At 64.4% G+C, this 15,833-nt stretch carries 3 protein-coding genes; all 3 read left to right on the forward strand.

The annotated features are described in order from the left end of the window. Positions 1-2 precede the first annotated feature (2 nt). Complete coding sequence (locus JANGC3_RS30420) at positions 3-1,718, forward strand: hypothetical protein (RefSeq protein ID WP_157407091.1); 1,716 nt, start codon at positions 3-5, stop codon at positions 1,716-1,718. A 285-nt stretch (positions 1,719-2,003) separates the two neighbouring features. Continuing rightward, on the forward strand, positions 2,004-14,660 hold the full coding sequence (locus JANGC3_RS31070) for a PLxRFG domain-containing protein (protein ID WP_198292120.1): 12,657 nt from the start codon (positions 2,004-2,006) through the stop codon (positions 14,658-14,660). Then, positions 14,657-15,349: an IS6 family transposase gene (locus JANGC3_RS30435; protein ID WP_017879703.1), complete on the forward strand. Its 693-nt coding sequence runs from the start codon at positions 14,657-14,659 to the stop codon at positions 15,347-15,349. Before JANGC3_RS31070 ends, JANGC3_RS30435 begins: the two co-directional genes overlap by 4 nt. Positions 15,350-15,833: the final 484 nt, after the last annotated feature.

Genomic DNA, 15,833 nt, shown 5'->3' on the forward strand with positions numbered 1-15,833 from the left:
TCATGGCAAATTTCGGCGGTATCGGTGGGTTGATAGACGGGTTCCAGCAGGGCTACGGATTCTCGAAGGACATCAAACGTAGGGATGAAGACGACGCGTTCCAGCGGAAGACGCGCGCGCGCGAAGAAAAAAAGTGGAACCGGGAGGACGACCGCGAAGCGCAAATCGCTGCGCTGAACAGTGAATTTTTTCCCCAAGAAGCCAAAACAACGCCGGCGCCCGGCTTGGGCATACGCGCGCCGGCGGCGGTCAACGCTCCAACGCCTGGCGAGCAACCCGCCACGGCCGAAACCAGCGCCGTGGAAACGCCAACCACGGAGCTGACGCCGAGTTCGTCACCGGCGGCGGCAGCGGCGCCAGCAGCAGCGGCGGCACCGATGGCCATTCCCGATTCCGGCCCCGTCGCGCCGGGGCGAGGGTTCCCGCAGCCCGGCCCGGCGCAGCAAGGCGCCGCGCCAACGGGATTGCCGGTCCAGCCAAACCAAATGCGCAGCATGAACCAGTCCCTCGACTATTTGATGCGCCGTGCACAAATTGACATGCAAGGACCGGACGGGAAAGGCGACGGCGTAATCAATCTGCACAGGCTACAGGAGGCCAACCGCAAGGAAGGGCTGACGATGGCGGTCCAGCTGCTGCAAAGCGGCGACAACGACGGCGCCATGCGCGCGTACAACGAAACCGGGCAATCGAAGGGATGGACCGTGCAATCGTCCGTCGACGGGATTTTCAAGCACGGCGGCACCGAGCTGCCGACCAAGCTCGTCACGGTCAAGAACGCCGACGGCACCGTGCGTACGATTAACACCGCCCAGGCGATGATCCAGAACCAAGAGATCGACAAAATGATCACGCAAGCCCAAAAGGGCACGGAGCTGGACGACCGGCGCACCGATGGCGCCGCCAACCGCGCCATCCAGCAGCAGAACGCGGACACGCAGGAAAACTACCGACGTGACCAGGCGGAAAACATGCGCGGCCAGCGCCGGCTGCAAGAACGGGGGATTGATGCCAAGGCCGGCGCCGCCATGGCTCCGATTTGGGACGACAAGGCCGACACCTTCCTCAAGCAGCGCTACACGGCGGCAGATCCGGTGACCGGCGCTGTTGCCGTCGACGGCGACGGGCTCCAGTTCGGCAAGGCTGTGGCGCTGTCGCGCGCCAGAAGCAACGGCGGCGACGCAACGACCGGACTGGGTTATGCATTCGACGTCGATAACCGGCTCAAGATCGCCGCCGGGCAGGACGTGGCGAAGCTGCGCCAGTTGCGCAGCGAATATCTCAAAAAAATATCCGCGTCGGCACCAAGCCCGTCGGCCGGCAACGGCACCTCGCTCAACGCCAAGTGGGCCGCCGTGAATGCCGCGAGCCAGGCGGGCGCGCCGGCGCGCGACGAGGGGCGCCGAAGAATCATTGAGCAAGAATTATCGGAAGAAAAAGACCCGGCGAACATTGAAACGCTCAAGCGCGAGCTGGCGCGGATGGGGCCAGCGCCACAGCGCCCCGCCGCAGCGCCATCGCGGCCGGCAGACGCCGCGCCCGCCGCTGGAGCCCGCGAACCGGCATCGGACGAGCCTACCAAATACGTCGAGGGCATGCCGGGCTACATCACTAAAGAGTGGGCCGCATGGAACGCGAAGAAGGCGCCGCAGACGAACCGGCCCTCGCTCAACTTCATTGCCGGCGGCCTGCGCCCATTGGGCGCACCAGCTCGATAAGCACTTAATCAAAATTAGAATATCTAGGATTTCACCCCAATGAGTAAAAATAAGCAGCCACCAGCCTATCTGCGCCAAACCGAAGAGCAGCCGAACTGGGGCGCCGGCGAGTCATTCCTCGCATCCCTCCAGCAGGAGGGTGAGCAGGAAAAGCCGCGCGCCGGCGCCGGCGTACTCCGCACAGCCGGCGACGTCGGTATCAAGCTGGCCCAAGGCGCCGTCGGCCTCGGCTCGGCCGTCGTCGGCCTGGGTAGCCTCGTCACCGGCGGCCTGGTCGGCAAGGGCATGCGCGCCATCGGATACGACCCAAAGGCGACCAACGAAGCCTTCGGCGAATACCTGAGCGATAGCCAGAAGGCATCCGACGCCCAAGTCCAGAAAGCCGACGGCTTCGTCGACTCGATCGCCGCATCGGTCCAGAACCCACGCTCGATCGTGGGCAGCATTGCCGAATCGGCCCCAGGCATGCTGGCCGGCATGGGCGTCACCAGCGCGATCGCGCGCGGCATCGCCACCAAAGCCGCGCTGGCCACCGCCGAGGGCGCTGCCGCCAGCGCGGCGGAACTGGCGGCCGGCAAGACTGCGGCGCAAGCCACCACAGCCGCGCTGGCCACCGATGCCGGCGGCGCTGCGGCCAACGGGGCGATCGAGGCCGCTGGAGCGAGGCTGATGGCCACCGGCGCCGCGACGGAGGGCGCTCAGGGCGCCGGACAGATCGCCGACGCTGCGCAAGCCGAAGGACGGAACTACACCGATTATGCGCTGCCGGCCATCGCCGCCGGCGCTATCACCGGTGGGATCGGCTACGGCGCCGGCAAGCTGATGGGCGACGCCGCGACCGAGCTGGCCACAGGTGCGCGCTCAGCCGGCGTGAAGGGCGGCATCGCCGCCCGCGCCGGCAGGGAGTTTGTCAGCGAGGGCGTGCTGGAGGAAATGCCACAATCGGCGCAGGAGCAGTATTTCACCAACATCGCGCAGGGCGAGCAGGACAGCATGAAAGGCGTCGGCAGCGCGGCCGGCGCCGGCCTGGTCACTGGGGGCGTGATGGGCGCCGGCATGGGCGCCATGCAGCGCAACCACAGCGCGCCCCGCGCCGAGGCGCCGGAAGTGCCCCCAGCACCGCCTGTTCCCTTGCCGAACACCGGCCCGCTGTCGCGCGCCGCCAACGCTGTACAGGCCGCCGCCGCTGCAAATCCCGTCGCCGCCACGCCGGCGCCCGCACTGCCGTCGTTCGAGGAAATAAGCGCCCGCCTCGCCGAGCTCGACACTATCGCCCGCGGCGCGCCGACGCGCCGCGAGCCGGACCAGAACGGCATCACCGTCACCATCCCATCGGTCAAAGCGCGCAAATTCACGCTCGAAGAGCAAGCCGAATTCAAGAGCCTGATGGAAGCGCACAACGCGCGCACCGCAATTCCCGAAGACCAGCGGCCAGAGTTCGAGGCCATGCTGAAGGAGGAGGCCGCGGCGCAGCAGAAACAGCGTGACGAAGCCGTAGCCCATGCCTTGGCGGTCGATCAAGATGCGCAGTTGAGCCAGCTTCTGGCGGAAGAACAAGAGCAGCAGCACGCCGCAGCCCAGGCCAAGGCGCGCGCCGACGCTCTCCTCGAGCAGCAAGAAACCGTAACGACCAACACCATCGTGGAGCACGAGCGCCAGGTGCGCGCCGAAGCCAACCGCGCGGCGCTGCGCAACGATGTGCTGGCCGATGCGTCGATCCCGGCGGATCAGAAAAAATCGGCATTCCGAGCCGCATTGCGACGTGAAGGCTATGCCAACGTCCTGTTGACCGACATCGACCAAGCCGAAATCGTTCGCGCCACAGCTCCCATCCCGAGCGCGCCGAACGAGCTGGTCGACGTCGTGCCGGAGCTCCAGCCGGCACCCGCCGCGCCGGCCAAGGCGAACACCAAAGCAGTCGACGACGCGATCGCCGCCGGCATGCGCTTGAAAACGCCGAACGGCGCCGTCCTGCACAAGCCGGGCTCGGCGAAGGTATTCCGCCTGAGCACCGCCCAAAAGGCGTATTACCAGAAAAAGATGGCGCCGCCGGCGGCGCCAGGCGCCGACGACCTGTACGACCAGGCCGCAGCCTTGGTGCTCAGTTCGCGCGATGCGTCCATTCCCACCGTGCAGAGCCATTTCAAAATCGGCTACAACCGCGCGGCGCGCCTGATGGAGAGCATGGAAGCGGCCGGCATCGTCTCCGAGATGGAGTCGGACGGCCGCCGCACCGTGTTGGCCGAGGTCAAGGCGCTCGACGTCGCCGCGCACGAGGCGGCGACGTCGCCCCACAACGACCTGGCCGAGCCGACCGCCGCCCAAAAAGTGGCTGGCAACTACAAAAAAGCGCATGTGAACATGCACGGCCTGGATATCTCGATCGAAAACCCGGTCGGCTCCAAGCGCAGCGGCACCGACAAGGACGGCGCCGCGTGGGAAAACGAGATGCAGCACCACTACGGCTACATCAAGGGCACCGTGGGCATGGACAAGGACCACATCGACACCTTCATCGGCGCCAACCACGCCAGCGACAAGGTGTTCGTGGTCGACCAGATCGACCCGGCCACCGGCAAGCCTGACGAGCACAAGGTCATGCTCGGCTTCGACAGCGCCGAGCAGGCGCGCGCGGCGTACCAGGCCAACTACGCCACTGGCTGGGCCGGCGGCCAAGAGGTCACGGAAACGGACGTCCAAGGTTTCAAGGACTGGCTGTCCAACGGCAACACCAAAAAGCCTTTTGCCGCCCAAGCAAAGCAGATCAGTGCGCAGAATGAGCCCTCCGCGGCGCCAGCCGCTCAACCAGAACGCGATGCGATCGCGGCCCGCTACGCTGCGCTACTGGCCGAACGCCGCGAAGGTGTGAGCCCAGCGCCGATGGAGTTCCATCGCAGGTTCGCCGGCGACCTCCTGGCCAAAGACGCTTACGCGTTGAAATGGATCACCAATGGCATGAACGACACGAGCAAGAAAGTTTTTGCCGAGTTCACCGGCACCAAGTTGCCCAAAGCCCAAGGTGCGTCCTGGACGGCATTGAAGGCATGGGCCGGCGTAACGGACGAGCAAGACGCGGCCGTCACGGCGCGCGCCGATGCCGCGCGCCGCGCCAAGGAGGAACAGGATAATGACGAAGCGGCCGAGCGGGGCGCGCGCAATCAAAAATTCAAGGCCGGCTCGAACGACGACACAATCGTGACCGGGAAGGAGGCCGTCGATCGCCAGATTGCCGAGGGCTACAAGTCGATCCAGAACATCGCAAAGTCGCCTGTCCCTAAATACGCCCTGGTCAACGTCGAGCTGGGCCGCTATTACCTGCTCGACAAGGTGGCCAAGCGCTATGCTGAGGTGGCGCTGAAACGGCTCGGCCAATCGCCGATCGCTAAAGACACGGATGGCGACGCGCTCACCAGCGCGGGCCAGGCCGACGCAGACCAAGCGGAGCATACGCGCGAACTGGCGGATGCGGCGGCAAAGGGCCATACGGTTGCCGATGACAACGACGTCTCGCATTTGTTTGGGAAAAAGCCTGCGGCACCTACAGCGGCCGCGCCCGCTCTGCCAAAACTGACCAAGCAAGAGCTCAACGCGATCTACGTGACGGACATGACTCCCGACCAGCTCCTGCAGGCCAAGGAAATGTTCGCCGGCCTGCCGCGCGCGAAAAAAATCGATAAGGAAATTGAAAAACGTGGGCTAACGCCACCGGTTGCCCCAGCAGCGGCCGTAGAATCTGCTGTAGCGCCACCAGACGTCGCGGCGCCGGCTGCTGTTGTGCACGCCAGCACTGCGCCGGAACACGCTCAAAACACCGGAAAACCGCTCGACCGCAGCACCAAGTTCATTCCGACTGCTGACCCGGCCGACGTTGTCGACGCCGAATTGAGCGACGCGCTGTCGCACTTGGGCGACGTGCTGGGCGACGTCTTCGGCGCCAAGCTCAACATCACAGGCCAACAGCACACGGCCGGCGCCTTGCTGCCGGCGTTGTCGAAGGTCATTGAGCTGTTGGTGCGCCGTGGCGCGCGCTCCCTGGCGGACGCGCTCTCGCAGTCTGCCAAGGTCATGCGCGCCAACGCCGCCATTGCGCCGCATATGGACCAGATCAGCGCCCGCCAGTGGAAGGCGGCCTATAACGCGATCGCCGAATACCACGAGGGGACCGACAGCGAAGCGTCCGTCGCCGGCGTCGACGCCGATGCCGTGTTACATCTGGTGCGCGGCGATGTTGCAAAATCAGACACAAAGACCGATACTGAACAAAAGGAGCAAGAAAATGATTCCACCGCTACAACCAGTTCGCCTGCGCTCGATCGCGCGGTGGATGCAGGACTGCGACCCGCTGGCAGCGATGCGCCCCTCCGCGGAGCTCGACCGGCTCGCCCTCGCGCTGGACGAGCTGATGATGGAAGCGTTCGAAAATCGGGAAGACCTGCTAAAAGAACAGATGATGGCGTCGGGCGTGTGGGGGACGGCGGCCGGGCTGACGCAGTTTCCGACGGACAGAATGACGCTGTGGCAGGAAGTGACGAGCGAGTTCCTGGCGCCGATTTCCGACCCGCTTCCGGTGGACTGACCCGCGAAGGTTCCTGGTACGAGACGGCCAAGCGCAATATCGACCTGATCGACCTGGCCATCCAGATCGACAAGGAAGGCCGGCCGGCAACGCCTGACGAACAAACCCTGCTGTCGAAGTACGTCGGATTCGGCGCCGGCGAGATCCGCAATAAGATTTTCCCCATCCCCCCCGGCTACGCCAAGCAGGCAGAGCCTTCGCGCCTGATCTGGTCGAACCACGTCGCCGACGCCCGCTGGAAGTCGCTGGCCGAGCGCCTGGAGGCGCTGCCGCGCGACTGGCAAAAATCCGTGCTGCAATCCTCCCAGTACGCCCATTACACCAGCGAGGGCATCATCCGGTCGGTGTGGAGCGCCATGCAGCGCCTCGGCTTCACTGGCGGCAAGGTGTTCGAGCCGGGCATGGGCATCGGCTCGTTTTCGATGCTCATGCCCGAGGCGGTGCGCCAAACCTCCCGCTACACCGGGATCGAGTTCGACGGCCCGACCGCGCTGGTGGCGAAACTGCTGTCGCCGGAACAGAACGTGCTCCACGACGACTTCATCAAGCGCAAATTCCCGAAAAACTTCTTCGACGTGGCGATCGGCAACCCGCCGTTCTCGCAAACGAAGATTTTCGGCGACGCCGAGTACGAGAAAAACGGCTTCATGCTGCACGATTTCTTTTTTGCGAAGAGCATCGACCGCGTGCGCCCGGGCGGCCTGCTGGCGTTCGTGACCAGCAAGGGCACGATGGACAAGCAGACCGACAAGGCGCGCAAGTACCTGTCCGACCGCGCCGACCTGCTGGGCGCGATCCGCATGCCCTCGACGGCGTTCGAGGCCAACGCCGGCACAAGCGTCGTCACCGATGTGATTTTCCTGCGCAAGCGCCAGGTCGGCGAAGCGCCGGCGGGCGCCGCGTGGGGCGGCCTGCAGACCGTTGACACGGTGGACGGTCCGGTCGTGGTCAACGAGTATTTTGCCAAGCATCCTGAAATGGTGCTGGGCCAGCAGCGCCTGTCCGGCAACACCGACGACATTGGCCGGCGCATCGACAGCAACGGGCGCGGCGGGGAGCGTTACACCGTCGTTTCCTACGACAAGACCCCGGCCGAGCTGGACGAGAAATTCGCCCTGGCCGTCGAGCGCCTGCCGGAAAACGTCTATTCCGTGCTGTCGCAGTCGGCCGAAAGCGTCAAACGCGAAACGGCCAAGGTGGATTTTGACCCCAGCGTCACGCGCGAAGGCGTAGTCTATCTGGCCAAGGACGGCTCGGTCATGCGCGTCGAAAACGGCGTGGGCCGCGCGCTCGACGGCGCCGTCAAGCTGAGTGAGAACGACAAGGCGTGGTTTGCGGGCTATGTCGGCCTGCGCGACCTGGTGCAGGCGACGCGCCTGGCCCAGGCCACGGACGGCGAGTGGGCGCCGGCGCTCAAAAAACTCAACAAAGCCTACGACGCGTTCCGCAAGGAGCACGGCCCCATCAATGATTTCCGTATCCAAGTGCGTAAATCGACCGATGAAGCAGGCAACGTCGTCGAAACGGAATCGCGCGTCTTCAAAAACCGCCGCCGCTTCCGCGAGGACTACGACTCCGCGATCCTCACCCAGCTGGAAACCATCAACGAGGCCGGCGAGATCGTCAAGTCGCCGTTCATGTTGGGGCGCACCATCGGCAAGCCGGTCACGCGCGAGGTCAAGAGCATCGGCGACGCCCTGGCAGTCTCGCTGGACGCGATCGGCGTGCTCGACCTGGCCGACGTGGCCGGCCGGATCGGCCTGACCGTCCCCGAAGCGGTCGAAGCGCTCGACAAGCAGGTTTACAAAACCCCAGACGGGCAATGGCAACTGGCCGATGAATACCTCGCCGGCGACGTCGTGGCCAAGCTGGAAGAGGCCGAGCTCGCCGTCCGGGTCGATCCGCAATTGCGGCGCAACATCGAGGCGCTGAACGAGGTGCAGCCGGAAAAACTCGGCCCGTCCCAGATCAGCGCCAAGTTGGGCGCCTCGTGGGTGCCGGTATCGCACGTCAACGCGTTCGCCGCCGAGATCGAGGCCGGCTCCGTGACGTTCGACCCGACCACAGAAACGTGGCAGGTCGACGGCGGCAATCTGCGCAGCCAGCGCCGCGCCGGCGCGGAGTACGGCACCGCCATGCGCTCGCCGTCGGAGCTGCTGGAGGCGGCGCTCAACAGCCGCTCGGTGAAGATTGTCAGCCGGGACGAGAACAAGAAGACCATCCCCGATGTGGAGGCGACCACCGCCGCCAACGAAGCGCTCAGGAAGATCAAGGACAAGTTCAAGGGATGGGTCTGGACCGACTCGGAGCGGGCGTTGGAGCTCGTGGAGAGTTACAACAAGCGCTTCAACAATATCGCGCCGCGGCGCTTTGACGGATCGCACTTGACGTTGCCGGGCGTGAGCCTGCGCTTCAATCTGCATCCGCACCAGTTGCGCGCGATCTGGCGCATGATCCAGACCGGCAACACCTACCTCGCGCACGCCGTCGGCGCCGGCAAGACGATCGAGATGATCGCCGCCGGTATGGAACAAAAACGGCTGGGCCTGATCAAGAAGCCGATCTACGTGGTGCCGAACCACATGCTCGAGCAATTCGCCAACGAATTCATGGAGCTGTACCCGCTGGCGAACATCATGGTGGCGGACGACGAGAATTTTTCCGCCGAGCGCCGCAAAGCGTTCATCGCCTCGGCCACCATGAACGGCCCCGACGCGATCATCATCACGCACGACGCCTTCCAGCGCGTCGGCGTGAAAGAGGAAACCGTCGCCCCGATCCGGGACGAAATCCTGGCCGACCTGGAGATCGAGCTCTCGGAAACCGCCAAGGACAACGATTCGCGCGTGCGCCGCAGCCAGCTCGAACAGCAGATCGAGGCCGTGACCCAGCGCTTCGACCGCATCATCGCCGCCGGCGGCAAAGACTCGACCATCAAGTTCGAGGACATGGGCGTCGATTTCGTCTTCGCCGACGAGGCGCACGTTTTCCGCAAGCTCGACTTTCATACCGCCCAGCAGATCAAGGGCATCGACCCCAACGGGTCGAAGCGCGCGCTCGACATGTACGTCAAAACGCGCTGGCTGGAACAGCAGCGGCCAGGCCGCGCGATGGTGTTCGCCTCGGGCACGCCCGTCACCAACACCATGGGCGAGCTGTACACCATCATGCGCTTCTTCGCGGCCGACGAACTCGACCGCGCGGGCATTTCGACGTTCGACGCCTGGGCGCGCCAGTTCGGCGAAGTCTCGCCGGCGCTGGAGCCGAACGCGGCCGGCAAGTACGAGCTGATCGAGCGCTTCGCCAAGTTCGACAACGTGCCGGAATTGATGAGCCGCGTTCGCCAGTTCATGGACGTGCTCACGTCGGAGAGCCTGGGAGCGCTGGTGAAGCGCCCGGATCTGATCGGCGGCAAGCCGAACTTGAACGTCGTGGCGCCAAGCGCGGCGCTCGACGCCTACATGAAAACCGAGCTCTCCACCCGCATCGCGGTATCGAAGAGGTGGAAGCCGAGCAAGGAGCAGCCGAACAACCCCGATCCGATCGTAGCGATCATCACGGACGGCCGCTTCGCCGCCATCGATCCGCGCTTCTTCGGTGGCCAGCTGGACGAGGGCGGCGCCAGCATCATCACCGCCATGGCCGACAAGGTCGTGGCCGGCTACCATGCCGGCAAGGACAACGTCTATCTGGACAAGGCCGGCAAGCCCGAGCCGACCAAGGGCAGCACGCAGATGGTGTTCTACAACCTGGGCTTCGGCGAGCAATCGCAGAAGAACCGCGGCTTCAATTCCCGCGCGGCGTTCACCAAGCGCCTGACGGACGGCGGCATCGCGCGCGCGCACATCGCGTGGTTTGAGGACGCCAACACCGACGCCAAGAAGGAAGCGATCTTCAAGGCCATGCGCAGCGGCCAGATCCGCGTTTTGATCGGCTCGGCGAAGAAGATGGGCACCGGTGTGAACGTGCAAAAACGCCTCGCCGTGCTGCACTACCAAGATCCGCCGTGGTTCCCGGCCGACGTCGAGCAGCCGCACGGGCGCATCATCCGCCAGGGCAATCAAAACGACGAGGTGGCCATCGAGTGGTACACCACCAAGGGCACCTACCAATCGACGATGTGGCAGATGGTGGCGCGCAAGCAGCGCTTCATCGACCAGGCGTTCATGGGCGACAAGTCGATGCGCAGCATGGACGACTTGGGCGAAGCCTCGTTGTTCGAGCAGGCCGCCGCCGTCGCCTCCGGCGATCCGCGCGCGATCCAGCTTGCCGGCTTGAAGCAGGACGTCGAACGCTTCGAGCGCCTGCAGGCGGCCCAGGCCAACGAACAAATCGCCGTGCGCAGCGCCTTGCGCAACGCCGAATGGGAAGTTACGAGCGCCGACCGCGCCGTCGCCACCTACGGCGCCGCCTTCAAAATCGTCGGCGAGCGGCTGTTCACGTTCACGAGCGCGAAAGTGGGCGCCGCCGAATACGACAAAATGGGCGAGTTTGGCCAGGCGCTGAAGTCAGCCTTCAACCAAACGGCCGCCGACGCGGTGACGCACCCTGCCGCGGCGAACGAACGCCAGATCGCCACCCTGGGCGACGGGCTGGTGGTCACGTTGGAGGGTTCGCGCGAGCCGGAGTCAAAAAAACTGACAGGCAACTTCGAGCTGTCCATCCATGTGGGCGACTTGCAGATGCACGTCGCCATGGGTGAGGGGCTGGGCGCCGAGGTCGACGCGACCGGACTGGCGCGCCGCGTCGTCAACAAAATCAACGGGGTCGAAACCGAGCTGCAACAGGCCCGCCGACGCAAGGCCAGCAATGAAACGGACATCGTGCGCCTGCGGAAGAAAATGGGCGCGCCCTTCGAGTATCAACAAGAATTGGCCGAGAAGTATGCTGAGCTGAAGCGTCTCGAAGAAGAGCTGCACCACGAAGGCATACAGGCGGCGGCCGCCTTCGTCGCGCCCGCAGTCCAGATCAACGCCGACGGCAGCACCGGCGTGCCGGCGGCGCCGGCCGACGTCCCCTTGTTCAGCCGGGACGCCGACTATTTCCGCGATGTCGACAATACCTACCTGCCGGCGGCCCCGACGCCGCAGGCCGAGGACGGCGCCGCATCGACGGCGCCGGCAGCGCTAACCGGCCTGGAGCTGCTGCAAGCGATGAAAGACACGCAGATGTTGAACAAGCAGCTGGAGAAAGCCGGGATGGCCCCCGTGCGCGCGCTGCGCGCTGCGCCCAGCGCCGGCTTCGCGCTCGCGCGCCAAATCGGTAACGTATTCGGCATCAAAGTGCATTACGTCAGCAAAAACGACGACTTCGAAGGCGTCGCCTACAAGGGCGTGGCCTACATCGCGGAAGGTATGCGCAATACCGAACTCGCTATTGCCGGCCACGAAACGCTGCACGCCCTGGAACAAGGCAATCCAGAGTTGAGCAAGCAGTTGCGCGCGCAGATCCGCACCTACCTGAAGGACGGGGTGGTGCGGGACCGCCAAGCGCAGGAGCAGGCCCAGAGCGGGCACATGCCTGTGTCGGAGCGGAAAGCCGAAGGCGAAGTGCTGGCCGACATCAACGGCGCCATGTGGATCGATCCGGTATTCTGGTCCGACATGGCCAAGGCGGACCGCAACCTGTTCCGCCAAGTCGCCTACAAATTCATGCAGCTGGCCACGCAAGTGATTGGAAGCCTGCGCGGCTCGCGCTTTGACGTGGCGACGCTGGTTGGCGACGTGGCGGCCGTGCGCGCCATCATGGTGGCGACCTGGGCCGAGCATGTGCAAGGAGTCGAGCAGGACATGCCCGTCGACGAGCGCGCCCTTTTCTCCCGCGATCCCGTTGGCGGCGGCCAGGCCGCCCTTGATCGCCAGCAGGATGCCGCTCGCCAATTCGCCGCCGCGGAACTACAATACGGTGGGCGCGCCGCTTATGGCGAACTGAAGGCGGCCGGCGGGACATTACTGAGCTATCCGCAGTGGATCATCACCAAGACGCCTAACTTCAAACATTATTATGGGCACTGGGAGAACGAACATGCAGCGGACGGAATCGAATCGGCAGTTCATCAAGGCGAGCGGCAAAGCCAAGACGCAGAAGGAGTTCACGCGGGCCGTGATGACGTTCCTGCCGGACGGCCCCCCACCTTCCCCGGACAGTCTGGACCCGTTCGAGCGCTTGGAAGCCCAGAATCTGCAACAGGTGGAGGAGCGCACGCGCGCGCTGCGCAAGAGCCGGTAATCTACTACCACGGTAGCCGGGCCGATATCGATTCCTTCGATTTGAGCCATGGCGACCGCAAGGACCACGGCTGGCTCGGCACCGGCGTCTACGCCACCACGGACGCCGACCTGGCCCACAGCTACGCCAGCCTGAAAAACGGCGCCGACAAACCCAATATAGCCCCGCTGTTCATCGCCGTGCGCAATCCATTTATCGCCACTTCGGCGGTCAAAAGCAAGCTGAGCCGTGCGAGCCGCGCAGATATTGAGCAGTTCACGGACGACCTGAAGGCCGCGGGCTACGACGGCGTGGCGCTCAATTTCGAAGACGGCTCGCAGGAGCTCGTTGCGTTCTCCCCTTCTGCCGTCAAATCCGCGATCGGCAACGCCGGCGGCTTCGACGCGGGCAGCGCGGATATCCGCTTTAGCCGCGCCGGCTTGGGCGTCGCGCTGGGCGGCGCCGCCAACAGCATCAACGCGGTGCGCCTGCCGGCCAATTACCTCGTTGGCGACCTGTTCAACGATTCCGGTAAGCTCAACTGGTGGCACAAGAGCATCGGCACCATGGACAACCTGGCCAAGCGCGCGCCGGCGTTCGGGAAGGTGTACGAGGCGGTGCAAAGCTTCATCGGCGACGTCTCCCGCTATGCGGTGGTGGCGGCCGACCTGGCGCCAACGCTGCTGCCGAAGCTGGAGAACGTCGGCGACATTTTCGGCGCCGCGCGCAAGAAGCCGCTGACGGCCGCCGACACCAAGGCGATCGGCGCGCCGATCTTCGAGGGCACGCTGGTCTGGGCGCGCGACGAGCACGGCGACCCGATCAAGGTCAAGGAGCTGGAGGACCGCGCGGCATTGCTGACCGTCGACCAGAAGGCGCAGGTTTTGCTGCAAAAGCGCATCATCGACGACGAGCAGAACAAGGCCTGGCGCAACAGCCCGCTCGATTTTTACGAGGAGACGATTACTCGCCGCTTCAACGAGACGCAACTCAAGACCGGTCTGGTCTGGTCCGGCGCCGAACTGCGCGCGATGTTCCGCCTGACCGATGCGCAGATCGGCCAGTACCGCGAGTTCCGCGCCGCGACCGACAAGAGCCTGACCAACCTGTCGATCAGCGAAATGGTGAAGCTGGGCGGCAAGGACGCGAAGGGCATGCTAGAGAAGGCGGTGGGCACCGGCGATATCAGCAACGCCGGCGAGCTGCTGCGCGACCACTTCATAGCGCTGGCCAGGGCCAACCCGGAGACGATCAACATGCACCTGGACACGGCCAAGCAGATCATGGACGTGGCCGACAAGGGCGCCGACCTGATGGCCCGCGGCTACGCGCCGCTGTCGCGCTTCGGCAAATACACCGTCTATGTGGAGGAGAACGGCGAACAGGAATACTTCGGGATGTTTGAATCCCAGTTCGAGGCGTCGAAGATGGCGCGCAAGATGCGCGCCGAATTCCCTGACGCGGATGTGCGCCACGGCACCGTGTCGGAAGACGGATACAAGATGTTCGCCGGCGTTTCGCCGGAGACGATCGAGTTGTTCGGCTCGATGGTGGGCCTAGACAGCCAGGCCGACGCCAAGAGCACCGAGGTATACCAAACCTACCTGAAGCTGGCCAAGAACAACCGCAGCTCGATGAAACGTCTGATCCAACGCAAGGGCATTGCCGGCTTCAGCGAGGATGCCGGCCGCGTGCTCGCCGGATTCATCTATTCGAACGCGCGCCTGACGGCCGGCAACGCGCACCTCGGCGAAATCGACGCCGCAGTCACAGAAATCCCCAAGCAGCAGGGCGAGCTGATGGACGCGGCGGTACAACTGCGCGACCACATCAAAAATCCGGAGAGCGCCGGCGTCAAACTGGGCGGCCTGATGTTCGCCCAGTTCCTGGGCGGCTCGGTGGCGTCAGCCATGGTCAACTTGACCCAGCCGCTGACGATGACCTTGCCCTACCTGAGCCAGTTCGGCGGGATCGGCAAGGCCAGCAAGCGCATGGTCAGCGCCGTGCGCGACGCCGGCAAGGACGTGACAGGCGACGCCGGGCTCGACGCCGCCTTGCGGTGGGCGACTGAGGAAGGCATCGGGTTCTGTCGCATTAGCGAACGTCAACTGACCAATCAGGTAAACTGCGGCGCCCGAACTCATGACGAATCGATATGATCAATTTCAAAGGGATGCGCTTTCCTATCGATGTGATCCTGGTCTGCATCCGTTGGTATGCAGCCTACCCGCTGAGTTACCGGCACCTCGAGGAGATGATGGAAGAGCGCGGCGTGTCGGTCGACCATTCGTCGATCAACCGGTGGGCGGTTCGTTTCCTGCCGCTCATCGAAAAGATGGCCCGGAAACACAAGCGCCCGGTCGGTGGCAGCTGGCGAATGGATGAGACCTATATCAAGGTCAAAGGGGTCTGGAAATACCTCTACCGCGCTGTCGACAAGCAGGGTAAGACCGTCGACTTCCTGTTGACAGCCAAGCGCGACATGGCTGCAGCGAAGCGCTTCTTCGAAAAGGCGATGGGGGCGAACGGCGATCCCGACAAGATCGCGATGGACAAGAGCGGTGCCAACAAGGCGGCGATCGACGAGGTCAACGCTGGTCGCGACGTCCAGATTATGGTGCGCCAAGTCAAATACCTCAACAACATCGTCGAGCAGGACCATCGCGCCATCAAGCGGATGACCAGGCCCATGCTCAACTTCAAATCGTTCCGGTCCGCCAGTTCGGTGCTGGCTGGAATAGAGCTGATGCACATGATCCGCAAAGGTCAGTTCGAGATCGACGGCGCTGAGGCGATGTCGTTCGCCGACCAATTTTCTGCGATGGCAGGAGTGGTCCGTCCAGTTTGAGGGGAGCAGCTCCGTTTTCGGCCAATTTCCGCCGTTTGATCAACAACGCGACAGAACCCCTTCAAGCGCCTGAAGCACCGCCTCAATCTGGAGCATGTCACCGGGCTGTCCCAGTTGGCGGTGCTGCAGGACTTCGCTGCCAAAGTCGTTTGCGACAATCTGCAGGCACTGACGGTGGCGGCTTCACGCGCCCAAGCTGGCTTGCCACAGACACATCGTATCAACCGCGCCTACGCCCACACTGCGCTCAAGCCGCTGCTTCCGGCGCTACTGCTGGGCAGGGCGGCTGCGCAACAGCTCCAACAGCTCATGGAACTCATCGCGGGCGCCACTTACCGACACCGACCCGGCGCATCCAAACCCCGCCCCCAGCAGTCGAAGCCACACAGGCCCATGACGCAGAAGCCATGCTGAAGTCAGATTCTGTTAAGTCCGGTAGATTGCCAAGCGGCCCTACGACATCCATTCGTTGTCGCGCCCGCTC

It is taken from the genome of Janthinobacterium sp. CG3 (assembly GCF_000344615.1).
Taxonomy (GTDB): domain Bacteria; phylum Pseudomonadota; class Gammaproteobacteria; order Burkholderiales; family Burkholderiaceae_D; genus Janthinobacterium.

Bases quoted from the DNA above. Each gene is read 5' to 3' on its own strand.
- JANGC3_RS30420 (WP_157407091.1), top strand. From the start codon at position 3: ATGGCAAATTTCGGCGGTATCGGTGGGTTGATAGACGGGTTCCAGCAG.
- JANGC3_RS30435 (WP_017879703.1), top strand. From the start codon at position 14,657: ATGATCAATTTCAAAGGGATGCGCTTTCCTATCGATGTGATCCTGGTC.
- JANGC3_RS31070 (WP_198292120.1), top strand. From the start codon at position 2,004: ATGCGCGCCATCGGATACGACCCAAAGGCGACCAACGAAGCCTTCGGC.